Origin of the sequence: Corynebacterium sp. HMSC05C01 (genome assembly GCF_001807155.1) — a bacterium.
Taxonomy (GTDB): Bacteria; Actinomycetota; Actinomycetes; order Mycobacteriales; family Mycobacteriaceae; genus Corynebacterium; species Corynebacterium coyleae.
Genome location: NZ_KV787948.1, coordinates 41073 through 66279 on the forward strand (window position 1 = coordinate 41073; position 25207 = coordinate 66279).

Annotated in this window: 25 protein-coding genes; 13 read left to right on the forward strand and 12 right to left on the reverse strand. The window is 61.7% G+C overall.

Annotation, left to right across the window (positions count from 1 at the left end; genetic code table 11):
* Window positions 1–54: 54 nt before the first annotated feature.
* From HMPREF3145_RS03645 to HMPREF3145_RS03660, 4 genes are read left to right on the forward strand one after another with little or no spacing between them, the layout of a single operon-like run.
* Entirely contained in the window at window positions 55–621 is a 567-nt protein-coding gene (locus tag HMPREF3145_RS03645; protein ID WP_070421903.1) for an RNA polymerase sigma factor, read from the forward strand.
* Between the two features lie 10 nt (window positions 622–631).
* Entirely contained in the window at window positions 632–1645 is a 1014-nt protein-coding gene (gene trxB, locus HMPREF3145_RS03650) for a thioredoxin-disulfide reductase (protein WP_083279369.1), read from the forward strand.
* 10 nt (window positions 1646–1655) lie between these two features.
* Window positions 1656–1985 (forward strand): thioredoxin, encoded by a 330-nt coding sequence (gene trxA / locus HMPREF3145_RS03655; RefSeq protein ID WP_070421904.1) that lies wholly within the window; start codon window positions 1656–1658, stop codon window positions 1983–1985.
* Between the two features lie 48 nt (window positions 1986–2033).
* Window positions 2034–3209, forward strand: a complete 1176-nt coding sequence (locus tag HMPREF3145_RS03660) for an N-acetylmuramoyl-L-alanine amidase (protein ID WP_070421905.1) — start codon at window positions 2034–2036, stop codon at window positions 3207–3209.
* A 434-nt stretch (window positions 3210–3643) separates the two neighbouring features.
* Here HMPREF3145_RS03660 and HMPREF3145_RS03665 read toward each other — a convergent pair whose 3' ends face one another.
* From HMPREF3145_RS03665 to rpmH, 7 genes are read right to left on the reverse strand one after another with little or no spacing between them, the layout of a single operon-like run.
* Window positions 3644–4708, reverse strand: a complete 1065-nt coding sequence (locus HMPREF3145_RS03665) for a ParB/RepB/Spo0J family partition protein (RefSeq protein WP_070421906.1) — start codon at window positions 4706–4708, stop codon at window positions 3644–3646.
* Window positions 4709–4711: 3 nt separating this feature from the next.
* Window positions 4712–5632: a ParA family protein gene (locus tag HMPREF3145_RS03670; protein ID WP_101732884.1), complete on the reverse strand. Its 921-nt coding sequence runs from the start codon at window positions 5630–5632 to the stop codon at window positions 4712–4714.
* A gap of 27 nt (window positions 5633–5659) precedes the next feature.
* Window positions 5660–6388 (reverse strand): 16S rRNA (guanine(527)-N(7))-methyltransferase RsmG, encoded by a 729-nt coding sequence (rsmG, locus tag HMPREF3145_RS03675; RefSeq protein WP_371325694.1) that lies wholly within the window; start codon window positions 6386–6388, stop codon window positions 5660–5662.
* Between the two features lie 4 nt (window positions 6389–6392).
* Window positions 6393–7373 (reverse strand): membrane protein insertase YidC, encoded by a 981-nt coding sequence (yidC, locus tag HMPREF3145_RS03680; RefSeq protein ID WP_070421909.1) that lies wholly within the window; start codon window positions 7371–7373, stop codon window positions 6393–6395.
* Between the two features lie 9 nt (window positions 7374–7382).
* The gene (yidD, locus tag HMPREF3145_RS03685; RefSeq protein ID WP_070421910.1) at window positions 7383–7670 is read right to left on the reverse strand and encodes a membrane protein insertion efficiency factor YidD; all 288 of its coding nucleotides are present in this window, start codon (window positions 7668–7670) and stop codon (window positions 7383–7385) included.
* Window positions 7670–8023, reverse strand: a complete 354-nt coding sequence (gene rnpA, locus HMPREF3145_RS03690; protein ID WP_070421911.1) for a ribonuclease P protein component — start codon at window positions 8021–8023, stop codon at window positions 7670–7672. The genes yidD and rnpA overlap by 1 nt, the downstream gene beginning before the upstream one ends.
* 15 nt (window positions 8024–8038) lie before the next feature.
* Window positions 8039–8176, reverse strand: a complete 138-nt coding sequence (gene rpmH / locus HMPREF3145_RS03695; protein ID WP_070421912.1) for a 50S ribosomal protein L34 — start codon at window positions 8174–8176, stop codon at window positions 8039–8041.
* 761 nt (window positions 8177–8937) lie between these two features.
* Between rpmH and dnaA the strand changes: the two genes are divergently transcribed.
* From dnaA to gyrB, 6 genes are all read left to right on the forward strand, one after another.
* The gene (gene dnaA / locus HMPREF3145_RS03700; RefSeq protein ID WP_070421913.1) at window positions 8938–10524 is read left to right on the forward strand and encodes a chromosomal replication initiator protein DnaA; all 1587 of its coding nucleotides are present in this window, start codon (window positions 8938–8940) and stop codon (window positions 10522–10524) included.
* 683 nt (window positions 10525–11207) lie between these two features.
* The gene (dnaN, locus tag HMPREF3145_RS03705) at window positions 11208–12407 is read left to right on the forward strand and encodes a DNA polymerase III subunit beta (RefSeq protein ID WP_070421914.1); all 1200 of its coding nucleotides are present in this window, start codon (window positions 11208–11210) and stop codon (window positions 12405–12407) included.
* Window positions 12408–12422: 15 nt separating this feature from the next.
* Entirely contained in the window at window positions 12423–13604 is a 1182-nt protein-coding gene (gene recF, locus HMPREF3145_RS03710) for a DNA replication/repair protein RecF (RefSeq protein WP_070421915.1), read from the forward strand.
* Complete coding sequence (locus HMPREF3145_RS03715) at window positions 13588–14184, forward strand: DciA family protein (protein WP_070421916.1); 597 nt, start codon at window positions 13588–13590, stop codon at window positions 14182–14184. Before recF ends, HMPREF3145_RS03715 begins: the two co-directional genes overlap by 17 nt.
* 219 nt (window positions 14185–14403) lie before the next feature.
* Window positions 14404–15246 (forward strand): Abi family protein, encoded by an 843-nt coding sequence (locus HMPREF3145_RS03720; RefSeq protein ID WP_141740798.1) that lies wholly within the window; start codon window positions 14404–14406, stop codon window positions 15244–15246.
* A gap of 104 nt (window positions 15247–15350) precedes the next feature.
* The gene (gene gyrB / locus HMPREF3145_RS03725; RefSeq protein WP_210384143.1) at window positions 15351–17486 is read left to right on the forward strand and encodes a DNA topoisomerase (ATP-hydrolyzing) subunit B; all 2136 of its coding nucleotides are present in this window, start codon (window positions 15351–15353) and stop codon (window positions 17484–17486) included.
* Between the two features lie 89 nt (window positions 17487–17575).
* Here the strand turns inward: gyrB and HMPREF3145_RS03730 are convergent, their stop codons facing one another.
* A complete protein-coding gene (locus HMPREF3145_RS03730; protein WP_070421918.1) occupies window positions 17576–18010 on the reverse strand; it encodes a DUF6918 family protein in 435 nt (144 codons plus the stop codon).
* Window positions 18011–18124: 114 nt separating this feature from the next.
* Here HMPREF3145_RS03730 and HMPREF3145_RS03735 point away from each other — a divergent pair, with 114 nt between their 5' ends.
* Complete coding sequence (locus tag HMPREF3145_RS03735; RefSeq protein WP_141740799.1) at window positions 18125–19024, forward strand: chymotrypsin family serine protease; 900 nt, start codon at window positions 18125–18127, stop codon at window positions 19022–19024.
* A gap of 131 nt (window positions 19025–19155) precedes the next feature.
* Here HMPREF3145_RS03735 and HMPREF3145_RS03740 read toward each other — a convergent pair whose 3' ends face one another.
* From HMPREF3145_RS03740 to HMPREF3145_RS03755, 4 genes are all read right to left on the reverse strand, one after another.
* On the reverse strand, window positions 19156–19593 hold the full coding sequence (locus HMPREF3145_RS03740) for a hypothetical protein (RefSeq protein WP_141740800.1): 438 nt from the start codon (window positions 19591–19593) through the stop codon (window positions 19156–19158).
* 27 nt (window positions 19594–19620) lie between these two features.
* Window positions 19621–21462, reverse strand: a complete 1842-nt coding sequence (locus HMPREF3145_RS03745) for a Rib/alpha-like domain-containing protein (RefSeq protein WP_070421921.1) — start codon at window positions 21460–21462, stop codon at window positions 19621–19623.
* A gap of 79 nt (window positions 21463–21541) precedes the next feature.
* Window positions 21542–21802 carry a TetR family transcriptional regulator gene (locus tag HMPREF3145_RS03750; protein ID WP_209273004.1) on the reverse strand — a complete coding sequence of 87 codons (261 nt, stop codon included), beginning with the start codon at window positions 21800–21802 and terminating at the stop codon, window positions 21542–21544.
* On the reverse strand, window positions 21802–22014 hold the full coding sequence (locus HMPREF3145_RS03755) for a CopG family transcriptional regulator (RefSeq protein WP_070421923.1): 213 nt from the start codon (window positions 22012–22014) through the stop codon (window positions 21802–21804). The genes HMPREF3145_RS03750 and HMPREF3145_RS03755 overlap by 1 nt, the downstream gene beginning before the upstream one ends.
* A 71-nt stretch (window positions 22015–22085) precedes the next feature.
* Here HMPREF3145_RS03755 and gyrA point away from each other — a divergent pair, with 71 nt between their 5' ends.
* Both gyrA and HMPREF3145_RS03765 read left to right on the forward strand, forming a co-directional pair.
* On the forward strand, window positions 22086–24602 hold the full coding sequence (gene gyrA, locus HMPREF3145_RS03760; RefSeq protein WP_070421924.1) for a DNA gyrase subunit A: 2517 nt from the start codon (window positions 22086–22088) through the stop codon (window positions 24600–24602).
* A 3-nt stretch (window positions 24603–24605) separates the two neighbouring features.
* Window positions 24606–24950: a DUF3566 domain-containing protein gene (locus HMPREF3145_RS03765; RefSeq protein WP_070421925.1), complete on the forward strand. Its 345-nt coding sequence runs from the start codon at window positions 24606–24608 to the stop codon at window positions 24948–24950.
* The last annotated feature ends 257 nt before the right edge of the window (window positions 24951–25207 follow it).

Genomic DNA, 25207 nt, shown 5'->3' on the forward strand with positions numbered 1-25207 from the left:
CCTTCGGGGCGGGGGTCGTGCACACTGGGGGTCAACACTTTTCTGGGGGGAATCATGGATTACCGCAATGACCGGGCTCTAGTCGCCCAATACCTCGACGGGGACCGACGAGCGTTCAGGCAGATCGTCAAACGCCACCACAAAGCCATGTACTACGTGGCCCGCAACTACACGCGCAACGACCAAGACGCGCAGGACATCGTCCAGGACGCGTTCTTCAAGGCGGCACGCAGCCTGCACACCTACCGCGGGGAAGCGAAGCTATCCACGTGGCTGCACCGCATGACCATCAACGCCGCCATCGACCACCAACGCAAGTTCACGCGCGCGGGCGCACAGGCAAGTCTTGACGACGACGCCGTGGCCGTCAGCAGCGACATGAACAAATACCTCGCCTACAACCCCATGGAGGCCATGGAACGCACCATCGCGATGCGCCAGGCGCTCAACGTGTTGCCGTCGGGGCAGCGTAAGGCACTGTGGCTGATCGATGTCGCAGGCATGTCCGTCGAGCACGCCGCCCACGAATTAGGCGTGAAACCGGGCACCGTGAAGTCCCGGAGATACCGTGCCCGGGAGGCAGTAGCTGCAGCAATCGGGGAGAGGTTAACAAGCAGCTAGACTCACCGATATGAACTTCTCCGGATTCAATTTCGTTACCCCGCAGACCGACGAAAGCGGCGATTCCGCAACGGAACCCGCCACCGCCCGCACCGATGTAGACACCATCCACGATGTGATCATCATCGGCTCCGGACCGGCCGGCTACACCGCCGCGCTCTACGCCGCTCGCGCCGAGCTCAAGCCCCTCGTATTCGAGGGTTACGAGTTCGGCGGCGAACTCATGAACACCACCGACGTGGAGAACTTCCCCGGCTTCCCCGAGGGCGTGCTCGGCCCAGACCTGATGGGCAACATGCGCGAGCAGGCCGATAAGTTTGGTGCAGACCTGCGCCCTGAACTGGTAGACCGCGTGGACTTCTCCGGCGAGATTAAGAAAGTGTTCGTGGACGACGAGGAGTTCCACGCCCGCGCCGTCATCCTTGCCACCGGTGCAGCCCCACGCCACCTGGGCATCCCGGGCGAGGCCGAACTGACCGGCCGTGGCGTGTCCACCTGCGCCACCTGCGACGGTTTCTTCTTCAAAGACCAGCACATCGCCGTCGTCGGTGGTGGCGACTCCGCAATGGAGGAAGCAACCTTCCTGACCAAGTTTGGCTACAAGGTCACCCTGATCCACCGTTCGGAGAACTTCCGTGCCTCCGCCATCATGCTGGAGCGCGCGCGACAGAACGAGAAGATCGAGTTTGTCACCAACACCGTCGTCGAATCAGTCGTTGAGGCAGACGGCAAGGTTGGCGGACTGAACGTACGCAACGTGGAAACCGGCGAAGAGTCCGTCCTGGATGCCACCGCGTTGTTCGTTGCTATCGGCCACGACCCGCGCTCCGGGTTCCTCGAGGGCCAGGTTGCTGTAGACGAGGGCGGTTACGTTTCGGTGGAGGATCCGTCGACACGCACCAGCGTCGCCGGCGTGTTCGCCTGCGGTGACCTGGTGGACAAGACATACCGTCAGGCCATCACGGCGGCTGGTTCGGGCTGCCGTGCCGCGTTGGACGCACAGCACTATCTCGCGGAGCTGTAAACTAACGGCCATGAGCGCACCAGTAGATGTCACCCAGGCCACCTTCAAGAGCGAGGTCATCGAGTCCGACACCCCGGTTCTCGTGGACTTCTGGGCAGAGTGGTGCGGCCCGTGCCGCAAACTCTCCCCGTTGCTCGATGAGATCGCGTCGGAGATGGCAGGCCAGGTTAAGGTAGCCAAGGTCAACGTGGACAACGAGCGCACCCTGGGCGCAATGTTCCAGGTCATGTCCATTCCGACCGTGCTGCTGTTCAAGGACGGCAAGCGCGTCGACGAGTTTGTGGGTCTGCGTCCGAAGTCGGAGATCGTCGCTAAGATCCAGGCGCAGCTCGACGCGTAAGCTGTTGTAGTTGGTTTTGTTTTTTCGACCGGGAAAGTTAGGTGCTTAGTGCAAGACTTGCTGCACGTTGGCGACTCCAGCTCGCGGGTTGCCGAGGTTCGGTTGTCGCTGGCCCGCCTCGGTCTCCTCGACGGATACGAAGGCGAAATCGATAGCACGCGTCGCTTCACCGAAAGCGAGATGCTTTTCGACGACACCCTCGCCGAAGCCCTCAAAGCCTTCCAACAATCTCGCGGCATTTTGCCGTCTGGCTCCATCGACGACCTGACGCTCCGCGAGCTGCGCGAAGCCTCCTACACGTTGGGCGCACGCGTGCTGAGCTACCAGCCGGGCCAAGAAATGGTCGGCGACGACGTGGGCCAGCTGCAGACACAGCTTCACGAGCTCGGCTTCTACGCCAACCGCATCGACGGCCGCTTCGGCCCCGCGACCTACGAAGCGTTGATGAACTACCAGTTGAACTCCGGTTTGGAAGACGACGGTGTGTGCGGCCCCGACACGTTGCATGCATTGTCCCTGCTTGGCCGCCGCATCACCGGAGGTTCCGCCCAGGCGATCCGTGAGCGCGAAACCGTCCGCCAGGCCGGCCCGAACCTCGCCGGTAAGCGCGTGGTCATCGACCCTGACCTCGGTGGTTCCGACAAGGGCCTGGTTGTGGAGGGCCCGTATGGTCCCATCACGGAGGAGGAGATCCTCTGGGACCTCGCCCAGCGCATCGAGGGCCGCATGGTCGCCACCGGCATGGAAACCATCCTGTCCCGCCCGCGCGGCGACAACCCATCCAACAAGCACCGCGCCGACCTGGCCAACGGCTTCAACGCCGACCTGCTGATCTCACTGCGTCTGGATTCCTACCCAAACGAGAAGGCCAACGGCGTTGCCACCTTCTACTTCGGCTCCGAGCACGGCAGCTCCTCGATGACCGGCGAAACCCTGTCCGGTTACATCCAGCGCGAGATCGCTGCCCGCACTGACCTGCAGAATTGCCGCAACCACGCCCGCACCTGGGAGATGCTGCGGATGACCCGCATGCCGTCGGTGGAGCTCGTGGCCGGCTACCTCACCAACCCAGGCGACCTGGCCGTACTTACCGACCCCGCCCAGCGCGACGCCATCGCCGAAGCCGTCGTCGTCGCCGTGAAGCGCCTCTACCTGCTGGACCACGACACCCGCCCGACCGGCACCTACTCCTTCAAGGAGCTCCTGCGCGAAGAGCAGGCCTAGCCGCCGGTTGTTGGGCGCCGCCGCGGCCCTCTTTTACCCAAATAGTTCCCGGCCTGGGAACTATTTCGGCATTCCGGGCCCAAATAGTTCACTTCGCCCAGGTCGCGCCGTCGCAGGCCGAAAATAGTTCCCGGGCCTAACGCGATCTGCCGATTTCCGTGGAACTTTTTTGGTGAGGGGAGCGGCAACGGCCTCGATCGCAACCTCTATCGCGGCAGCGGGCGCCCGTCGCCCGGCACCCAATCACTGACATATTGCGGCAGAATCTGTCAGCCGCCGGTAAACGTGCAGGTCAGAAACGACCCTGACAAAGTCCGGCAGAATTTGTCAGAATCGGCTGCCGGTGGCGGGCACGGCAGGCAGCGTGGCAGGCCGGCAGCGGGCATGCGGACACCGCGGGCGCACAGGCGACCCAAACCAGCCGCCTAAAACCCCTAGTCGGTGCCTTGGATGAGGCTCATGATGCGCTCGAAGTCGTCCTTATCACCGAACTCGACGACGATCTTGCCCTTGCGCTTGCCCATGGTGACGGAGACTTTGGTGTCCCAGATGTCGGCAAGCGAGTCGGCGGCCTGGGTGAGGTACTCCGGCTGGGGGACAGGCTGGCGCTTCGGCTTGTCCGGCACCTTGCCGCCAGCGTTGATCATGGAGACGGCCTCTTCGGTGGCGCGCACGGACAGGCCCTCGGCGACGATGCGATCGGCGAGTTGGGCCTGGGCGTCGGTGGTGTCGTCGCCAAGTTTGATGCCCAAAAGCGCGCGGGCGTGGCCGGCGGACAGCACACCGGCGGCGACGCGGCGCTGCACCGGAACCGGCAGCTTGAGCAGGCGGATCGCGTTGGTGATCACGGGGCGGGAGCGGCCGAGCCGGTCGGCGAGTTGTTCTTGGGTGACGCCGAACTCGTCGAGAAGTTGCTGGTAGGCGGCAGCTTCTTCGAGGGGATTCAACTGCACGCGGTGGATGTTTTCCAGCAGTGCGTCGCGGAGCATGTCCTCGTCGGAGGTTTCGCGCACGATCGCCGGGATGTGCTTGAGGCCTGCCTTGGACGAGGCGCGCCAACGGCGCTCGCCCATGATGAGTTCAAAGCCTTCGGGGGTGTCGCGGACGACGATGGGTTGGAGGAGGCCGAACTCGCGGATGGAGTGGACCAGTTCGGCGAGCTCATCCTCGTCGAAGACCTGGCGTGGCTGCTTCGGGTTGGGGATGATCTGGCCGATCGGGATTTCCTGGTATCGGGCGCCCACCGGCACCGGCTGCATGACGTTGTCCTGCTTCGCAGTAACGGTCGGCGCGCCCTTCACAGCCCGCGGCGCCCCCTTAGGCGCTCCCTTCTTCGCAGCACCAGAACCAGCACCAGAGTCCTTGTCCTGCTTGCCAAAGATCACGTCGGAGGCGTTGCCACCGATGCCGGGGGTTTTGCCGTTCTTGTCAATGTCTGCGGGTGCCGACGGGATCAGCGCTGCCAGTCCGCGGCCGAGGCCGCCTTTGCGTTCTGCCATGGTTTAGTCCTCCTCGGAAGTGCTGTCGAGTTGGGCGGAGACTTCCGGGCTCACGCCAATTGGGCCGGTGGTGGGGTGGGGTTGGTAGTCGCCGCGCAGCGCGAGTTCTTTGGCTGCGTCGAAGTAGGCGAGTGCGCCGCGGGAGCCGGGGTCGTAGTCGATGACGGTCTGGCCGTAGCCCGGCGCTTCGGAGACCTTCACGGAGCGGGGGATGACGTTGTTCAGCACGACTTGGCCGAATTGGCCACGGACCTCGTCGGCGACGTCGGCGGCGAGGCGGGTGCGGGCGTCGTACATGGTCAAAAGGATCGCGGAGATGTGCAGGTTGTGGTTGAGGTGTTCGCGGATCATGCCGATGTTGCCCAGCAGTTGCCCCACGCCTTCGAGTGCGTAGTACTCGCATTGGATGGGGATGAGTACTTCGTCGACGGCGGTCATCGCGTTGATGGTCAGCAGCCCGAGCGAGGGTGGGCAGTCGATGAATACGTAGTCGAAGCCGTGTTCTTGCATGAAACCGCGGCGGATGGCGTCGTGGAGCCGGTATTCGCGGCGCACCATGGACACCAGCTCGATTTCCGCGCCGGCGAGGTCGATGGTGGCTGGGATGCAGAACAGGTTCTCGTTGTCTGCGTGCGCCTGCACGGCATCGGCGGCGTCGGCCTCACCGATGAGCACCTCGTAGCTGGAGGTGGTGCCGGAGGTGTGCTCGGCGCCGAGCGCGGTGGAGGCGTTGCCCTGCGGATCCAGGTCGATCACCAGCACTTTCATGCCCTGGCGGCTCAGTGACGCCGCGAGGTTGACGCTGGTGGTGGTTTTGCCGACGCCGCCTTTTTGGTTGGCAACGGTGATCACGCGGGGTTGGTCGGGTCGCGGGAGCGTTTCGCTTCTCGACGACACCCTCGCCGCCCGCATCGCCTCCTCCATCAAAGGCGTGTCATCGTAGTGATCCACTTATTCCCCCTTCTTCTTGCGGGTGATGCGGATTAGGGTGGTTGGCTGTTCAAGCGTAGTCGCACCCACGGTGAGAATCTCGGGATCCTTACCGCCAGCCTTGGCGATGAGCTTGGCGTCGCGCTCCAGCTCCTCGGCGACGGATTCGCCCTTCATGGCGATCATGGCCCCACCGCCCTGCAGCAGCGGAAGCGACCAGCCGGCAAGTTTGCCCAAGGGTGCCACGGCGCGGGAGGTCACGGCGTCGAAGGATGCCTTCGGCTGCTCCTCGGCGCGGCCACGGATGACGGTGACGTTGTCCAGGCCGAGCTCCTCGGTGATCTCGCGCAGGTAGGTGGAGCGCTTCAGCAGCGGCTCGATGAGCGTGATCTTCAGGTCCGGCCGAGCGATCGCCAGCGGGATGCCGGGCAGGCCGGCGCCGGAGCCGATGTCAGCCACCTTCAGCCCCTCCTCGAACGCCTCTGAGATCACCGCGCAGTTCAGGATGTGGCGCTCCCACAGGCGCGCGACTTCCTTGGGGCCAATAAAACCACGCTCGGCGGCGGTGGTGGCCAACGACTGGTGGTAGGCCTCGGCTAATGCGAGGCGATCTCCGAAAACTTGGGCTGCGGCTGCAGGGGACGTATCCGACATGCACAACACTGTAGTCGGCTCCACGACACGGCCCCACACCATATATATGGGCATGAAAAATGCCCCGGGTGGGGCCGGGGCGTCGTCGATAAGCAAATGCTTACTTGCCTTGCTTGCGCTGCTTCTTCGTGCGGCGATCCACCTTGCGGGCACCCGGGGCAGGCGCGGTGGTGCGCTTCATCTCCACCTTGCGGGCCTCCTCGGCAGCCTCCTCGGCGTCCATCTTGTTGTTCAGGAAACGGGTCTGGAAGAAGGTCCACACGTTGTTGGTCAGCATGTAGAACAGCAGGCCGATGTGCCAGATGACACCGGTGGCCAGAATCATGATGGGGAAGAACCAGAGCATCATCTTGTTCATCATGCCCATCTGGGATTCCATCATCGCGGCCATCTCGCCCTGCGGCTTCGCGGTCTTGCCGGCAGCCTTGCGGGCGGCCTGGCGGTTGATCATGATGCGGGCGTTGAAGTGCGTAAACGCAGCACACAGCACGACCAGCGGGGCACAGACGGCGATGATGTTCGCACGCGTCAGGTCAGCGTTACCGAAGGCTGCGAACATCTCCTCCGGCATCGACATGTACGCCGACAGCGGCACACCGAGGAAGTCCGCGTCCAGGAAGGACTGCACGTCCGACGGCGGGAAGGCGTAGTTGGCGGTGTTGCGGTTCTGCTCAACCGTGAAACCAAGACCAACGCCGCCGCCGTCACCGGTGCGGTTGAAGGAACGCAGCACGTGCAGCAGGCCAATAAAAATCGGCATCTGCACCAGCGGCACGATGCAGGATGCCAGCGGGTTGGTACCCATCTCGCGGTAGAGCTTCTGCGTCTCCTCCGCGATCTTCTGCTGGTCGCCCTTGTACTTCTCGCGGATTTCCTGCATCCGCGGCTGCATCTCCTGCATCTTGCGGGTGGACCGCATCTGGTTCACCATCGGCTTCAGCAGCAGCAGACGCACCGTGCATGTCAGCAGCACGATGGCGAGGATCCAGGAAATACCTGAATCCTTCGGAAGGATGAAGCCGAGAACCTCGTGCCAGAACTTCAGCACCCAGGAAATCGGCCAATAAATGAAATTCAGCACGTTTCGGTGTTACTCCTCACTCAATTCGATGCTGCCCGGGACAGGGTCGTAGCCCCCCGGGTGCCAGGGTCCGCACTTGCAGATCCGGGCCGCCGCCAGCATCCCACCACGTAGAGCGCCGTGCCGAGACACAGCTTCGAGCCCATACGCGCTGCATACCGGCAGAAAACGACAGGTCCCGCCCATTTTAAGGGGTGAGAGGTATTTTTGGTAGCCGCGAATCAGCCCGACCAGCGCTTTGGCGGCCGGTCCGCGGGCGGCGGGGATTTCGCCGCCGGCGAAGTTGTAGTACGCCATCAGCGGTTCAGCGCTTTGGTGATGGCGCGTTCCATGTCGCGCGCGAGGTCATCACTGGTTGCGGTGGCTGATTTCGGCAGGGCGCGAATGACGACGTCGTAATTGCGCGGCAGCTTATCGACGACCCCACGTTGCACCACCACATGCCTCAACCTCCGCGACACCGCATGGCGGGTCACGGCGTTGCCGACCTGCTTAGACACCACAAGCCCGAAACGTGGGCCACCTGTGATGACCTCGTCCGGGCGTGGGTAGACATGGACCATTAATGTGCGAGACCCCGCGCGCACTCCCTGCTTCATCGCCGTTTTGAAGTCGGCGGATGAAGTGAGTTTGTGCGGGCGGGGTAGCACGATGGTTGCGTAAGACTACGCGGAAAGGTTCGCGCGGCCCTTCTTGCGGCGCGCGGAAACGATTGCGCGGCCGGCGCGGGTCTGCATACGAGCGCGGAAGCCGTGCTTGCGTGCGCGGCGACGGTTATTCGGCTGGAAAGTCCGCTTAGACACGGTGGACTCCTTGTGCGGTCATGAACGGCCGACGGCTCGTGAAAGCCTCCCGGGGTAGTAGCCGTTCCAAAGTTGAAACGAGTGCGTCGAGATTGCGGTTCGGCACCAGTGGATCGGTGCGCAGTCGCGTGCAGCGCCTTCGCCGGCTCGCCTTGGTAAGCGGCCCGGTGCCCGGCGGGGGCGGTGCTCTCGTGAAGCACGCCAGGGGTAACTGGCGTGAAGACGGGGATAAGACTACGCGAGATTTGCGGCCGCGGCCAAATCAACACTCCGGGTTTCTCATCTGGCCCGAACGGGTGCCCCCGTAATTACAAGCTTGTGTTTTTTCGCAGGTCGGGAAACTAATCGCCGAAGTTTCCTGCGGAGCAGCTGTGAGTATGGGGACACATGTTCGACAACAGAAGTTGTCCACAGTTTGGTGAATGACAAAACGTTAGACACTGCGAGGTCGGGCGGGGTAACAATGTTTCAACACCACAATCACACAGGCTGTTCATGCACAGCCCTGTGGATAACTGTGAAGTAATGGTTGAGACTTTCCCGGTTCGGCGGTCATTTCCGCAGGGCAGGTCAGGTTTCTGTAATTCACACAGTTATCCACAGAGGAAAATGCACCTGTGGACAACTCCCGAATGCGAAGCTGTCCACACCTGTGGATAACATTGTGGATCGGCAGGTGAGAGCCAAGCCGATCATCCTCAGCGCTTGTGGATCAAGCGGTGAATTTGGAATTACAGGAAATTGACAGACTGGAGCGGACCTTGGCGGATCAACACCTCGAGGATCTTTGGCGTGGCATCGTCGACGAACTCCTCAGACTCTCCGAGCAACCCTCGTCCACGGTCCCCACACTCACCCCGCAGCAGCGCGCCTACCTGCGGCTCATGAAGCCAGTCGTGCTTGTCGACGGCTACGCCCTCCTCTCCGCACCACACCAAGCCGCCAAAAACGTGGTCGAAGACTCCCTTTCCCCGCACATCACAGCGCTGCTGACCTCCCACACCGGACTGCCCTACAACCTGGCCGTTTCCGTCGCCGCACCCGAGCCCGAGCCTGAACCACAACCCGAACCCGAACCGGTGCAGCCGCCCACGCCGCCGGTCCAGCAGCACTCCTGGGGCCAATCCCAAACCGTGGCGGGGGAGTACGAAGCAGAACAACCCGCCGCCGGCGAACAAATCCCAATGGGCCTCGACGAGCTGGCGCGGATGCATGCCGCTCAGGTTGAGGGGCGTCGTCGAGAAGCAGCTGCTCATCCCACCGTGGACCGCCGCATCCCGCGCGAAAAGCCAGCTCACGACCCCGACCGCGAAGCCAGCCTCAACCCGAAATACACCTTTGAAAACTTCGTCATCGGCTCCTCAAACCGCTTCGCCAACGGCGCCGCCGTCGCCGTCGCCGAAAACCCCGCCAAGGCCTACAACCCCCTCTTCATCTGGGGCGGCTCCGGCCTCGGCAAAACCCACCTGCTGCACGCCGCCGGCAACTACGCGCGCGTCCTACAGCCAGGGCTGCGTATTAAATATGTGTCGTCCGAGGAATTCACCAACGACTACATCAACTCCGTGCGCGACGACCGCCAAGAATCCTTCAAGCGGCGCTACCGCAACCTGGACATTTTGATGGTCGACGACATCCAATTCCTCGAAGGCAAGGAAGGCACCCAGGAAGAGTTCTTCCACACCTTCAACGCGCTACACCAGGCAAACAAGCAGATCATCCTGTCGTCCGACCGCCCGCCGAAGCAACTGACCACGCTGGAAGACCGTCTGCGTACGCGCTTCGAAGGTGGCCTGATCACCGACGTTCAGCCACCAGACCTAGAAACCCGCATCGCCATTCTGATGAAGAAGGCTGCCGCCGACGGCACCCAAGTCGACCACGCCGTGCTCGAACTCATCGCTTCGCAGTTTGAGTCGTCGATCCGCGAACTCGAAGGCGCGTTAATCCGCGTCTCCGCCTACTCTTCGCTGATCAACGAGCCAATCACCATGGAAGTTGCTCAGGTAGCACTGCGCGACATTCTTCCCGACGAAGGCGACGTGAACATCAACGCCGCCACCATCAAAGAAGCCGCCGCGGAATACTTCGAAGTCACCATGGAGCAGCTCGTCGGCGCAGGTAAAACCCGTCAGGTGGCGCACGCCCGCCAGATCGCCATGTACCTCTGCCGCGAACTCACCGACCTGTCACTGCCCAAGATCGGCGACGAGTTCGGCGGCAAAGACCACACCACCGTCATGTACGCCGACCGCAAGATCCGCAAGGAAATGACAGAAAACCGTGGCACCTACGACGAGATCCAGGAGCTCACGCAACTGGTGAAGAACCGGGCCCGCGCGCGGTAGGCGGTTGAGTTAATAGGGGAGTCCACTCCGGTGGGCTCCCTTTTTTGTGGTTGTCGCGCCTCCCGCACGGCGTTTCCTGACAAACTTCACAAAATTTGTCAGGGTTCATTTCTGACCAGCAGCGATGCCGACGGCTGACAGATTCTGGCGGAATGTGTCAGCCAGGGAGCCTCAACAACACACCAAAACCACGCCAAACCCCACCCAACCTAGATCTATCCACAGACCTATCCACACCTGTGTAATTACACCGTTGTAATTAGGCGATTTTGGTCACAAAAGGCCGCTGACCGGCTGGGGAGCGAAATGTGGACAAACCGTGGATAGCTCGGGACAAAATGTGTAATTCCAAAAAGCACAGAAATCTATCCACAAGCAAGGGCAGTTATCCACAAGTTATCCACACCCTGAATCACAAGACGGATCGCCGAGATGACCGGCGCAGATAAGGTGTAATCCACAGATTCCCCAGGACTTACTGTTGTTCCTACCTATTTACTTGTAATTCTTCTAAGAGAAAGAGAGGGTGTGCAGAACTCGCCGGGGCTTCGTCGATAGGCGTCGAGAGGCAAAGAGCGAATGACAAAACTGGCACCCGGAAATGGCGTGTGTCGGGGTGCCCGCCTAGAGTGGTTGCGTAATTACATCCGGCCCCTACCCACGTGCAAGGAGTCTGCGCCGCCATGGTTGACATCAACGGTGACAACAACGTGTCGTTCCGCGTCGAACGGGACGACCTTTCTGACGCCGCGGCGTGGGTTGCGCGCAGTTTGCCGACGAAGAACACGCAGCCGGTGCTTCGCGCGGTGGTGATCACTGCGGATGACAATGGTTTGGAATTCGCGGGCTTTGACTACGAGGTGTCCACCCGTGTGCGTATCGGCGCGGAGGTGTCTAACCCTGGTCGCGTCGCTGTGGCGGGCAAGCTCCTGGCGGACATTGTGGCGAACATGCCGAACAAGCCGGTTGAGGTGACCACGGATGGTCAGAAGCTGGTGCTGCAGGGTGCCGCGGCGCGCTTCGAGCTGCCGATTATGTCCTTGGATGATTACCCGCAGTTGCCTCACTTGCCGCAGGTCACGGGTCGCATTTCGCCGGCGTCGCTGACGGGTGCGGTCACGCAGGTCGCGGCGGCGGCAGGTCGTGATGACACGCTGCCGATGCTCACGGGTATTCACGTGGAGATCGACGGCGAGAATGTCACCCTTACCGCCACGGACCGTTTCCGTCTGGCGCAGCGTCACCTGACGTGGGAGCCAGCGAGCGCGAACGTGAAGGCGGATCTGCTGGTTCCGGCGAAGACGCTGCTGGATAACGCTCGTACGCTGGACACGAGTATCGACGAGCCGGTGGAGATCGCTGTCGGTTCCGAGGACAACATTGGCGGCGAGGGCCTGTTTGGCCTGCACACCGGCAACCGCGAAACCACAACTCGCATGTTGGATGCGGAGTTCCCGAATGTGGAGCCGTTGTTGCCGAAGGAGCACACGTCGATCGCGTCGGTTGAGGTTGCGCCGCTGATGGAGTCGATCCGTCGTGTCAGCCTGGTCGCGGACCGCAACGCGCAGCTGCGTCTGCACTTCAAGGAAGGCCAGGTCACGCTGTTTTCCTCCGGTGCGGATTCCGGTGCGGCTGAGGAGACCATCGACGCCGCCTTCACCGGTGCCGACGAACTGCTCATCGCCTTCAACGCCGGCTACCTGCGCGAGGGCCTGTCGGTGATTGGCACGAACCGCGTGGTGTTCGGCTTCACGGAGCCGTCGCGTCCGGCGATCATGATCCCGGAGCCGGAGGAGCTGCCGGAGGCGGACGAGAACGGCACGTTCCCCACCCCGGATACGTACTTCACGTACCTGCTGATGCCGGTTCGCCTGCCGGGTTAGTCGCGGGCGGCCTGTATGCACGTCCGCGAGCTTGATCTGCGTGATTTCCGCTCGTGGCCCGAGTTGAATCTCAAGCTCGAGCCGGGGGTGACGGTGATCGCCGGCCGCAACGGCCATGGCAAGACCAACATTGTGGAGGCTGTGCATTACACGTCCACGTTGTCGAGCCATCGCGTATCGACGGACGCACCCCTCGTAGCCAGCAACAAACCGAACGCGCGCGTCTCGGTCACCACGGTCAACGACAGCCGGGAACTCACAACACACCTGCTGATCAAGCCACATGGGGCGAACCAGGCGCAGATCAACCGCACGAAGTTGAAGTCCGCCCGGGAGATCCTGGGCGTGTTGAGCACGGTGATGTTTTCGCCGGAGGACCTGCGGCTGATCAATGGTGAGCCGGCGGAGCGGCGTCGCTTCCTGGACGACCTGGCGGCGCTGCGCACGCCGCGTCTTGGCGGGGCCCGCGCGGATTATGAGCGGGTGCTGCGCCAACGAAACGCACTGCTCAAGCACTCAAACATGGCGCTTCGCAGGGGCTATGGTGACGACGACGGCGCCAGCGCCTTGAGCACCCTCGACGTGTGGGACGGCCAGCTTGCACATTTTGGGGCGCAGGTGGTGGCGGGGCGGCATGGGCTCGTCGATACGCTTGGGCCCCTGATCGCGGAGGCGTACCACTCGGTGGCGCCGGAATCGCGGCCGGCGTCGGTGGAATACCGCTCTACGCTGGACAAAGCTGTCACGGAGCTCGCCGGCGGGCCCTCGCGGGACCCTGCGGTGTTTGAGGCGGCGATGCTCACGGAGTTGGGGCGGCGCCGCAAGGAGGAGATCGACCGGGGCATCACGCTGGTCGGCCCGCACCGCGACGACCTGGCGCTCATGCTCGGCGACAACCCTGCGAAAGGTTACGCCTCGCACGGGGAGACCTGGTCGTATGCGTTGTCACTGCACCTGGCCGAATACCAATTGTTGTCCAGCGACGGCAAGGATCCGGTGCTGATTCTCGACGACGTCTTCGCCGAACTCGACGCCAAACGCCGCGAGCGCCTCGTTCACGTGGCGGAAGAGACCGAGCAGGTCCTGATCACCGCCGCGGTTGGCGACGATCTGCCCGACAACCTCGACGACGCCGTCACCGCCCGCTACGCCGTGACCATGGAGGATGGGGTGAGTTCGATTGAGCGATCTCATTAAAACCACCTTCGACAACCTGCGCGCCACCGCCCGCAAACGCGGCGGCCGCCTGCCGGACCTCTCCCGGCAGGGCACAAGTGTGATTCCAAGGCGCAACACACCAACGCTTGTCGACGACCACCGCACCATCACGGTGCCGGGGTTGGACTTGCCGGAAGGGGGTCGTCGACAAGCAGATGTTCGGGGGATTCCCACCGGCCTGGACGGACGCGCGCTGCCGAGGAGTTACAAAGTCTCCTCTTTTGCCAACCTGCTGGGCAAAGAAGTGCGCAAACGCGACTGGACCGAAAAGATGGCGCATGGCTGGGTGATGGGGCACTGGGAGGACCTGGTCGGGGAGAAGATCGCACAGCACACGCACGTGGAGATGATCAAGGGCGACGAAGTGCACGTGAGTTGTGATTCCACCGCGTGGGCGACCCAGATGAAGTACATGCAGCGCGAAGTGCTGCGCGCCATCGCCGAGAAAGTCGGGCCGGACGTGGTGACCAAACTGCACATCTACGGACCGAAGACGAAAAGTTGGCGCTACGGGCCGCTGCACGTCAAAGGCCGCGGCCCGCGGGATACGTATGGGTAGGGATTACGGTGGTATTGTTTCCCCCGAAAGCCCCGGAGCGATCCCTGCATCAGCACATCACCGGGGTTACTGATTTGAATGTCAATACCCTCACGCAGTTAGAGCTTGCGTTGGGGAAAAGTGTCGCTTATTGTTTTCCATGTAAGCCCCGCAGATTGAGCCAGTAACGGCGAAGGTTCTGAGTTTTCAGGACGCTCGGGGCATTTGAAATTTCTGGGGGTGGAAATGAATTTCAGCGATCTGAATATGAATCTCATCGCTTCTTCGCCGAGAATGTCAACGTTTCGGGATTATGTTTTAACGCCAGGAAAGAATGGACAGGAAGCGCCAGTTGATCGCTTACCAAGGGCGGAACAACACCTCGAACTTTCTGAAAGAATTAACCGGGCTGCAAGTCGACTGTATTTCTGGGACTCACAAATCGCGGGGTCTTTTTGGCCCGCAGTGGCGCTGGTGGAGGTTCTCGTCCGCAACGCTATGAACGACGAACTGTGCGACTACTTCGATATAGACCACGAAGACGGTTGGCATACGTTAGTGATGAATGGAGAAGACTCCATATCGTCTTCCGAAGAAGGGAATCAGCTCAAGAGCAAGTACATCCTTCTGACGCGAAAAGACTACCGTGCATTTGAACAGAAACTGAGTGAGATTAAACGGAAGCGTCCCAGTTCTGCTATTTCGGGGGACTATTTTGTAGGAAAAGTTTCTCTAGGAATGTGGCTTAGCTTGTTGAATAACGGAGACTCGGGTCCAGGGCGCGGCTATCTCAACTACGAACAGACGCTATGGGAGCCGTGTTTGGTTGAGGCTTTTCCGAACTATCAAGGCAAGCGTTCCCAGCTGAGGAACGAATTAAACCAGTTTGCCAAGTTACGGAACCGGATCGCTCATCATGAACATCTTCTCGGACGGCACAACTTTAATAGTGATGCGGATAACCTCGTTAGTATCGCGAGCTATATCGACGAGGACGTTGCGGAGGTTATCCGACAAAACAACCGCTTTCGTTCTGTGATCGCCCAGCAACAAGATTTCCTTGACGGATTGACTGTCCTTTAAAACCCGAAAACGTGAAATTGGGGCGTGAAACGCCCGCTCGCGGGTTGGACGGGTGCCCGTTATGTCCCCCTCGGCGTGTAAGATGAAACGAGTTCAACGGGCCTATGGCCCATATTTCACGCATGGAGGAGCGTCCCGCAGTGGCTGAACAGCAACCCCATTACGACGCGTCGTCGATTACTATCCTCGAGGGCCTCGAGGCGGTGCGTAAGCGCCCAGGCATGTACATCGGTTCCACCGGTGTGCGCGGTCTGCACCACTTGGTGTGGGAGGTCGTGGACAACTCTGTCGACGAGGCGATGGCGGGCTACGCCGACCAGGTCGATGTGACGTTGTTGGCAGATGGCGGCGTTGAGGTCGTCGATAATGGTCGTGGTATTCCGGTGGAGATGCACCCGTCCGGCGCCCCGACTGTCCAGGTGGTTATGACCCAGCTGCACGCCGGCGGCAAGTTCGACTCGGAGTCCTACGCGGTTTCCGGTGGCCTGCACGGTGTGGGTATTTCCGTGGTGAACGCGCTGTCCACTCGCGTTGAGGCGGATATTAAGCGTGACGGTAGGCACTGGTACCAGCGCTTCAACATGGCCGTGCCGGATGAGTTGGAAGAGGGCGGTAATGCCCGCGGTACTGGTACGGCGATTCGTTTTTGGCCGGACCCGGAGATTTTTGAGACGGTCGAGTTCAATTACGACACCATCGCACGCCGCCTGCAGGAAATGGCGTTCCTGAACAAGGGTCTGACGATCACGCTGACGGACCAGCGCGTCACTGACGAGGAACTTGAGCTCGAGGCGATCGCCGAAGAGGGCGACACCGCTGCGCTGATCGGCGGCGACTCGTTCGACGATTCCACCGAGACCGTCGATGCGTCCGAGGTTGATAAGGACGGCGACGGAAACCCGGTTGAGGCTGGCGATGAGGTTGCACCGGACGTCAAGAAGAAGCGCGAGAAGAAGGTTGTCTACCACTACCCAGACGGCCTGATTGACTACGTCAACTACCTGAACAAGTCGAAGACCGCCATCCACCCGACCATCGTCGGTTTCGACCAGAAGGGTGACGGCCTCGAGGCTGAGGTGGCGATGCAGTGGAACAGCTCGTTTAAGGAGTCTGTCCACACCTTTGCCAACACCATCAACACGCATGAGGGCGGTACGCACGAGGAAGGTTTCCGTGCCGCGCTGACCACGTTGATGAACCGCTACGCCCGCGAGCACAAGCTGCTCAAGGACAAGGAGCCGAATCTTACTGGCGACGACTGCCGTGAAGGCCTCGCCGCTGTCGTCTCCGTACGCGTGGCTGACCCGCAGTTCGAGGGCCAGACGAAGACGAAGCTGGGCAACACTGAAGTCAAGGGCTTTGTCCAGCGCGCTATCAACGAGAACCTGTCCGATTGGTTCGACGCGAACCCGGCTGAGGCGAAGGTCATCGTGAACAAGGCGGTGGCGTCCTCGCAGGCTCGTCAGGCGGCGCGTAAGGCGCGTGACCTGGTTCGTCGTAAGTCTGCGACGGACCTGGGTGGCCTGCCGGGCAAGCTGGCGGACTGCCGTTCGAAGGACCCTGCAAAGTCCGAACTGTTCATCGTGGAGGGTGACTCCGCAGGCGGTTCCGCAAAGGGCGGCCGCGACTCCAAGTACCAGGCGATCCTGCCGCTGCGAGGCAAGATCCTGAACGTGGAGAAGGCCCGCATGGACCGCGTGCTCAAGAACGCCGAGGTCCAGGCCATCATCACCGCCCTGGGCACGGGTATCCACGAAGAGTTCGACATTGCGAAACTGCGCTACCACAAGATCGTGCTCATGGCCGATGCTGACGTGGACGGCCAGCACATCGCCACCCTGCTGCTGACCTTGCTATTCCGCTTCATGCCGGAACTGGTGGAGAACGGCCACGTGTACCTGGCTAACCCGCCGTTGTACAAGCTCAAGTGGGGCAAGGGCGAGCCGGGCTACGCCTTCTCCGACCGCGAGCGCGACGAGCTGCTGGCGGAGGGCCTGGAGGCCGGCCGCAAGATCAACACCGATGACGGCATCCAGCGTTACAAGGGTCTGGGCGAGATGAACGCCAAGGAGCTGTGGGAGACTACCCTGGACCCGGAGACCCGCATCCTGCGCCGCGTGGAGCTCGAGGACGCGCAGCGCGCCGACGAGTTGTTCTCCATCCTGATGGGCGACGACGTCGCGGCACGCCGCAGCTTCATCACCCGCCGCGCGAAGGACGTCCGCTTCCTCGACGTCTAGGCTGTAGGCGCGTACAGCAACGCCCCGGCACTTCCCTTGGTGGAAGTGCCGGGGCGTTGGTGGTTGTGAGGTGCTGCGGGTGCTTTGCGCTACGCGTACTTTTCGACGACACGCCCCAGGTCCGGCAACGCCGGACTCACAATCTTCTTCGCCTTGCCGCGCAGCGTGGAGTAGACCTTCTTCAGCGCGCTGGGCATGGATTCGATGGCGGTATCGCCAGCCTTGAGGACGGAATCGATCACGGAGTCCTCGTTCGCGGCGAGGAACCCACCGAAGTCTTGCTGGCCGCTTGCCTTGAAGGCGTTCCAGTGCGGGTTCAGCGACTCGACGAGGTCCGGCAGGAACTTGTTCAGTCCCTTGCTCACGGCGTCTGCATCAGCCTTCTTACCTGCAGCGATGGCGGACTTGAGGGCCATGCCGGTCAGGCCGGACTGGTTGGCCACGGTGGTTTCCGTCAGTTGGGTCAGGTCCTCGACGAGCTTGGAACGGGTGGAGGCGTCGAGAAGCTTGGATAGATCACTCATAGTGGGCAGTGTACTTGCCGTACGACACGATTCGTGTTTGCAGGAAAACAAGCAGCTGTCAGGGAGCAGGGATATAGTATTCAGTATCTTCGGCACTTATTGACAGGAAACGTTATGCCTGATTTTAAAGACATCGCTTCTCGGCTTCCTGAGATCGCAGGTATGGTCATCGCGATTCTGACGGTTCTCGGATTCATCGGCGGATTGTCATCGGGGGAGTTAAGTTCAGAAAACCCAGGGCAGCAGAACATTACGCAACCGGACAGGGAGAGGCCCAACCCTGCGCCGCAGCCTCGGCCTTCGCAGCAGCCGCAGAAGCCTGCACCGCGTGTAACCGCTGGTATGCGCAACACCGAGGTGTACCGCCAGTCCCAGGGCTTCGAACGGCTTGTCAATCTGGGCAAGGTGGCGCCGGGTGCCAAATATACGGTGTTTGACCAGGCGGGTCGTCCTAAAGGCGAATGCAGTTTTGGGTGGATGCTGCGCCAGCAGAACACTAACCGTGTGTTCAACCTGACCGCCGGTCACTGCGGTGTGACAGGGGACCGTGCATTTGTGATGCTTCCCAACAACCAGCTCATGTATGCGGGTCGGTTTATCTCTTCGACCGGCATGCCGAATCGGATTGGGGTCGATGCTGATTTCGCAGTCATTTTCCTTGATAACCCCAACGTGCAGATTGACCCGACCGTTCCAGGTGTTGGCCGTGTGCAGGGTGTTGCTGGTTTGCCGGCAATCGATAGGACTGAGCCGAAGCTTTGCCGTCTAGGTTGGCGCAGCGGCTTGTCGTGTGGCTACTACATCGATACTCCAAGTCCGCTGGTGTTCCGGTTCCGAAACATTTCGGACCACGGCGATTCCGGCGGCCCAGTGTGGGTTGAGGGGCCGAATGGCCGCTACGCCGCAGGTGTCCTGTCCTTCGGACCGAAGGTGAATGCTACCCAAATCGGTGCTGCCGCAATCGGCCCTGTGCTTGAGTACCTGAGTCAGTACAACTTCTATTACTGGGGCTAGAACCGGAGGTAAACGACAAGACCGCGTCCAGGACTGGACGCGGTCTATTTGGTTGCAGTTCTTCCTCCGCAGCCCCATAAGTCACTGCAACCACAACAGTTCACAACCGTAACATACGCGGTTGCGGGGCGTTACTTAAACGACGGAGGATTTTTCTGGAATTGGTCAATCGCCTGCGTGACCTGGGACGTAATGAACTGTGCCGGGAAGATTCGGTTGCTCTCGGAGGAGCCCACGACGTGGGTGAGGTTGAACTGCTTGGCTACGTCGTCGACAGCTTGGCGCACTGGCGGCACGAAATCGACGATGGCCTGGATGGCAACCAGCGTGGTCACCAACGCGATGGTCAACGAGATCGGAGCCGAGCCGGTGTAGGAGCCCTCAAGTGGGCGCTTTTCTGGCACGTCGAGGTCCTTGTCGTAGTCCGGACGGTAGTCCGGCTTGGAGGAACCACCGGAGCTCGTGGTGGAGAGCTGTGTGACGGCGGGTTCGGCGTGAGCTGGTGCGACCGTGGTGACGACGGCAGCGGCCACGGCAATCGCAGTGGCGGCGGTGGCGGTTTTCTTCATGGCAGACATGTTAAGCGCTCGGGACCGTTAGAAGGGCAATGAACCCATCTGTGTCACTGCGAACCCTGCGGCTCCGAGCAGGGCCAGGACGCCGAGCACAATGGCGATGATGCCGCCGGTGCTGGACCCCTCCTTGTCCGTACCGCCAGGAGTCGGTGCAGGCGCAGGAGCGGGTGCCGGATTGGCGGTGGACGGCGTCCCCGGCTTCGGCGCAGGCGCAGGTGCGGGCGAACCAGGACCAGGCGCATCAGAAGGCTGCGTTGCGGTCGTGGTGTTGCTGCGGATGGCGATTGGCAGGCGGGCCGTGTTTTGCGAGCCGTCCTTGTAGGTCACCACCACATTCGCCGCAATTTGCGCAACGTCCGCGTTCTTACCTGCTGTGATGGTGATGGCACCCGTGGAGGTGTCGGCCGTAAACGTGAGGTCACGGACGACCAAGTTAGTGATGCTCACTACGGCGCCGTCCGGCCAGTTGTTTGGCTTCACGGTCACGCTTTCCCCGGGAAGGAGTCTTGCGGTGGGGTAGCGCACGGTGGTCACGGATGCCTGTTCCACCTCGGGTTTGGTGAAGGTGAAGTTGGTCTCAAGGTACGTGCGCGACCCGTCGGGGAAGCGAGCGGTTACCGGCATGGTCACGGTGGTGCCGGCCCTGGTGCGCTGCGGCGGGGTCAGGTTGATTTCGCCGGTGTGGCGGTCGATCTTCACCTGCCAGCCGGCCGGGGGCGTTTGGTTGATCTCAAACGTGGTGCCTTTGGGGAAGTCGCCGACCGGTTTGGATGTGGCGATTTCCGTGGTGGTGGCGCTCGCGGCGGGGTATTTCACGGTGAAGGTTTCGGAGTTCCACTTGCCGTCTTCGGTGACGGTGAAGGTTGCCCATCCGATGCCGACGAGGTTGTCCGGGGTGGTGACCTCGACTGGGATTTGGAAGGTCCAGGGTGCTGTCAGTGGGCGCTTTGGCTTGACGACGACAACCCCGCTGGCCTCGTCAACATCGACATCAATAAAGCGGAAGATGCTCGGGTTGAGATCGGGTCGTGCCTTGAAGGTGGTGCCTTCGGGCAGGGCGTCCGCCAACGCGGTGGAGGCTTGCTCGCTGCCGCTCATTGTCTTGTCGTGCCACTTCGGGGTGAAGGCGTTGTCGTAGATGTTGTTGAAGAAGTCCTCGATAGACGCACCGCTGCCAAGGGACTCGCTGGACTTCTTGGAGTAGGCGTAGATATCTGCACGCACGTTGCGGAACGAGCCGTCGGGGTACACCACCTTCACGCTGGCTGCGCTCTTGGAGCCTGGCTTGACCGGATCGAGCTGCGTGACAGACAGATCGCCGTTGGCGGCTGCGGTGACCTTGAAATGGTCGGGAGCGGTGACTTCGAATCGGGTGCCTTCGGGGAAGTCACCCTGCAGTTGCGCTACGGAGAGCACCGCATCGGAGCTGTCTTCGACGGTGAACGCTGGGTAGTACGACAGGGGATACTTCTTTGCCATCTCGCCGATGGTGTCGACGACGTGGATCATGATGGGGAAACTGCGTGCGCGCACGCCGTCGCTGCCGGTGATCATGAACTGGGTGCGCTGGTTCGGGATCACGTCTTCGGCGACGTGCATGGTGACCACGCCGGTGCGTGGGTTGGTGCTGAACCGGTAGCCCAGGTAGTCGTCGGAACCCTCGAAGCGCACGTTGCTGGGGATGGAGCCCTGCGGGGCGATCTCCACGGTACCGCCGGGCGTAACCTGCTTGACCGGCCACGTGAGTCCGGACAGGAAGGCTTGAGAGGTGGCGGCGGTTGCGGGGGAGTGGGGCAGGGCAACACCGCCGCCCAACAACGCGGCGGTGGTGGCGACCGCAATTGCGGTGCGACTGAACTTCATGGCTGCCTCCAATAAGTTATAAGAACTTTTCGACTATACCCCTAGACACCTGTAATGCGAGTTTTCGGATTTATCCCGTTTATCCCGCCCAGCGCCGATACACTTCCGCGGCGACCACGGCGAAGCCCTCGTTGCCAGACGACAGCGGAGCGAGCGCAGTAATAGAAGAGGACAAGGCCTCGGCTGCGGCGTCCACCGAGTCGAAGACCGGCACGCCGTGGAACCGGGAGCCTGGCACGGCAGCACACGCCGCCAGGAACCCGAAGGACGTGATGTGGCAGCCGTGGAAGTCGCAGTACTCGTCGGCGATGGCCAGCAACTGCTCTGCACTCAAGCCCATCACGAGCGTGCCTGCCGGATGCGCGATTCCATGGCGGTGTAGCCGGGGATGAGGGAGCGTGCGAGGTCGGTGACGGTGGCGTCGTCAAGCAAACGCGTTGCGGAGGAGACCACCGCACGACGTGCGGCTTCCTGCTTGGAGCACCCCCATGCGGATGCGAGTAAAACGAGCGCTTTGTCTTCGTCTGCGGTCAACCGGAGCGTCATAGCCATACCACTTTGATACCACGGCGCTCCATGGTCGTGGCGGAAAAAGCCACAGAAGCCCGGTAAACTCCATAAACATGGCTGACGAGACCTCAAGCGGCAGCGACCGCATTCAACCAATCGACATCAATGAGGAGATGCAGACGAGCTACATCGATTACGCGATGAGCGTGATCGTCGGCCGTGCGCTCCCGGATGTTCGCGATGGCATGAAGCCGGTGCACCGCCGCATCATTTACGCGATGTACGACCACGGGTACCGCCCCGAACGTTCGTACGTGAAGAGTGCCAAGCCTGTCGCTGACACGATGGGTAACTTCCACCCGCACGGCGACATCGCCATTTACTACACGCTGGTGCGCATGGCTCAGCCTTGGGCGATGCGCTATCCGCTGGTGGACGGCCAGGGTAACTTCGGTTCCCCTGGTAATGACGGCCCCGCGGCCATGCGTTACACCGAGTGCAAGATGACGCCGCTGGCGATGGAGATGGTCCGCGACATCCGCGAGGACGCCGTGGAGTTCTCCCCGAACTACGACGGCAAGACCCGCGAGCCGGACGTGCTGCCATCGCGTGTGCCGAACCTGCTGATGAACGGCTCGAACGGTATCGCCGTCGGTATGGCCACCAACATCCCGCCGCACAACCTCAACGAGCTGGCGGCCGCGATCCAGTGGATCCTGGACAACCACGACGCGGACGAGCAGACCACGCTCGACGCCGTCATGGAGCGCGTGAAGGGCCCGGACTTCCCAACCGCCGGCCTCATCGTGGGTGATCAGGGTATTAAGGACGCCTACACCACCGGCCGCGGCTCCATCCGCATGCGCGGCGTGACGGAGATCGAGGAGATTGGCAACCGCCAGGTCATCACGATCACCGAGCTGCCGTACCAGGTCAACCCGGATAACTTCATCCATAATATTGCGGAGCAGGTCACCAACGGCAAGATGGTGGGCATCTCCAAGATCGAGGACGAGTCCTCCGACCGTGTGGGCATGCGCATCGTGGTCACCCTCAAGCGCGACGCTGTGCCGCGTGTGGTGCTGAACAACCTGTACAAGCACTCCCAGCTGGAGACGAACTTCTCCGCCAACATGCTGTCCATCGTCGACGGTGTGCCGCGCACCCTGCGCCTGGATCAGATGCTGCGTTACTACGTCAAGCACCAGATCGAAGTCATCGTCCGCCGTACCCAGTACCGCCTGGACGAGGCCGAGAAGCGCGCCCACATCCTGCGTGGTTTGGTCAAGGCGTTGGATGCGTTGGATGAGGTCATTGCCCTGATCCGCAACTCGCCGACTGTCGACGACGCCCGCCAGGGCCTGATGAAGCTTCTCGATGTCGACGAGATCCAGGCCAACGAAATCCTGGCCATGCAGCTGCGCCGCCTGGCAGCGCTGGAGCGTCAGAAGATTGTCGACGACCTTGCCGCCATCGAGGAACAAATCGCGGACTACAAGGACATCTTGGCCAAGCCGGAGCGTCAGCGTCAGATTGTTGGCGAGGAGCTGGGTGAGATCGTCGATAAGTATGGCGACGAGCGCCGCACCCAGATCGTTGCCGCAACCGGCGACGTGACCGAAGAGGACCTCATCGCCCGCGAGAACGTCGTGGTCACAATCACCTCCACGGGCTACGCCAAGCGCACCAAGGTCGACGCCTACAAGTCCCAGAAGCGCGGCGGCAAGGGCGTACGTGGCGCTGAGCTGAAGCAGGACGACGTGGTGAAGAACTTCTTCATCTGCTCCACCCACGACTGGATCCTGTTCTTCACCAACTTCGGCCGCGTCTACCGCCTCAAGGCCTACGAACTGCCGGAAGCAGGCCGCACGGCCCGCGGCCAGCACGTGGCTAACCTGCTGGAGTTCCAGCCGGAAGAGAAGATCGCCCAGGTCATCCAGATCCAGTCCTACGAGGACGCCCCCTACCTGGTCCTGGCCACCCGCGATGGTCGTGTGAAGAAGTCGCGCCTGACCGACTACGAATCCGCACGTTCCTCCGGCCTGATCGCCCTGAACCTCAACGAAGGCGACGCCCTCATCGGCGCGTCCCTCGTTGGTGAGGACGACGACATCCTGCTCGTCTCCGAACAGGGCCAGGCGATCCGCTTCTCCGCCGACGACGAGCAGCTGCGCCCGATGGGCCGCGCAACCGCCGGCGTGAAGGGCATGCGCTTCCGTGGCGACGACCAACTGCTCGCCATGACCGTCGTCCAAGACGGCCAGTTCCTGCTCGTGGCCACCTCCGGCGGCTACGGCAAGCGCACCGCCATCGAGGAGTACAACACCCAGGGCCGCGGCGGCATGGGTGTGATGACCTTCAAGTACACCCCGAAGCGCGGCAAGCTCATCGGCGCCCTGGCCGTGACCGAGGAGGACCAGATCTTCGCCATCACCTCCGCGGGTGGCGTGATCCGTACTGAGGTCAACCAGATCCGCCCGTCGTCACGCGCAACCATGGGCGTGCGCCTCGTGGACCTCAACGACGGTGTCGAGCTGCTCGCCATCGACCGCAACGTCGAAGACGAGGGCGAAGAGGAAGCCACTGCCGTGGCAACCGGCCAGAAGACCCTCGACGATGCGAAGGAGTAGCCCATGGCCGCTCGCAAAGTGACAATCCGGAACGTCAGCGCCGGATCCGTCTTTAAGGTTGCGACGCTGCTTGCCTTGTTCGGGTTCATCGCCTGGATGCTCGCCGCAGTGCTGGTGTACCTCGCGCTGGACCGCGCCGGGGTGGTCGAGTCCATCAACTCGCTCATCGGCGGCGTGGGCGGCGACCAAGTGGTGGACATGAAACTCGCCATGATGGCCGCGGCCCTGTTCGGCCTGGCCGGTGTGGTGTTCATGTCCATCATGGCGCCACTGACCGCGATCATGTACAACGCCGTCGCGGACCTCGTCGGTGGTGTGCGCTACACCATGTCTAACAGGGCAAAATAGCGCTTATCGACGACACCAAAACGCGCCCCGGGTCGTACCTCCCGGGGCGCGTTAAGTCTTTTCTGTGCTGGCTTGTGAACTGTCCCCGGTTTTGTACAGATTGCTACATAACGGATTGGATACGAATAATTTCACAACCGTGCGTCAGATAACCGTCCGCCTTACTATTGCGGTGAGTTTTTGTAATTGCTGTATCTGATAGGAGGCCGACAATTAATTTCTCGATGCAGGAGTTTCTCGTCTATGCGATCCTTGTT

Excerpts from the sequence above, each read along its gene's own strand:
- HMPREF3145_RS03645 (WP_070421903.1), top strand. The coding sequence starts at position 55 with ATGGATTACCGCAATGACCGGGCTCTAGTCGCCCAATACCTCGACGGG.
- trxB (WP_083279369.1), top strand. The coding sequence starts at position 632 with ATGAACTTCTCCGGATTCAATTTCGTTACCCCGCAGACCGACGAAAGC.
- trxA (WP_070421904.1), top strand. The coding sequence starts at position 1,656 with ATGAGCGCACCAGTAGATGTCACCCAGGCCACCTTCAAGAGCGAGGTC.
- HMPREF3145_RS03665 (WP_070421906.1), bottom strand. The coding sequence starts at position 4,708 with ATGGCAGAACGCAAAGGCGGCCTCGGCCGCGGACTGGCAGCGCTGATC.
- HMPREF3145_RS03670 (WP_101732884.1), bottom strand. The coding sequence starts at position 5,632 with ATGGAGGAGGCGATGCGGGCGGCGAGGGTGTCGTCGAGAAGCGAAACG.
- yidD (WP_070421910.1), bottom strand. The coding sequence starts at position 7,670 with ATGGCGTACTACAACTTCGCCGGCGGCGAAATCCCCGCCGCCCGCGGA.
- dnaN (WP_070421914.1), top strand. The coding sequence starts at position 11,208 with ATGGTTGACATCAACGGTGACAACAACGTGTCGTTCCGCGTCGAACGG.
- recF (WP_070421915.1), top strand. The coding sequence starts at position 12,423 with ATGCACGTCCGCGAGCTTGATCTGCGTGATTTCCGCTCGTGGCCCGAG.
- gyrB (WP_210384143.1), top strand. The coding sequence starts at position 15,351 with ATGGCCCATATTTCACGCATGGAGGAGCGTCCCGCAGTGGCTGAACAG.
- HMPREF3145_RS03730 (WP_070421918.1), bottom strand. The coding sequence starts at position 18,010 with ATGAGTGATCTATCCAAGCTTCTCGACGCCTCCACCCGTTCCAAGCTC.
- HMPREF3145_RS03735 (WP_141740799.1), top strand. The coding sequence starts at position 18,125 with ATGCCTGATTTTAAAGACATCGCTTCTCGGCTTCCTGAGATCGCAGGT.
- HMPREF3145_RS03740 (WP_141740800.1), bottom strand. The coding sequence starts at position 19,593 with ATGAAGAAAACCGCCACCGCCGCCACTGCGATTGCCGTGGCCGCTGCC.
- HMPREF3145_RS03745 (WP_070421921.1), bottom strand. The coding sequence starts at position 21,462 with ATGAAGTTCAGTCGCACCGCAATTGCGGTCGCCACCACCGCCGCGTTG.
- HMPREF3145_RS03750 (WP_209273004.1), bottom strand. The coding sequence starts at position 21,802 with ATGGGCTTGAGTGCAGAGCAGTTGCTGGCCATCGCCGACGAGTACTGC.
- HMPREF3145_RS03755 (WP_070421923.1), bottom strand. The coding sequence starts at position 22,014 with ATGGCTATGACGCTCCGGTTGACCGCAGACGAAGACAAAGCGCTCGTT.
- gyrA (WP_070421924.1), top strand. The coding sequence starts at position 22,086 with ATGGCTGACGAGACCTCAAGCGGCAGCGACCGCATTCAACCAATCGAC.
- HMPREF3145_RS03765 (WP_070421925.1), top strand. The coding sequence starts at position 24,606 with ATGGCCGCTCGCAAAGTGACAATCCGGAACGTCAGCGCCGGATCCGTC.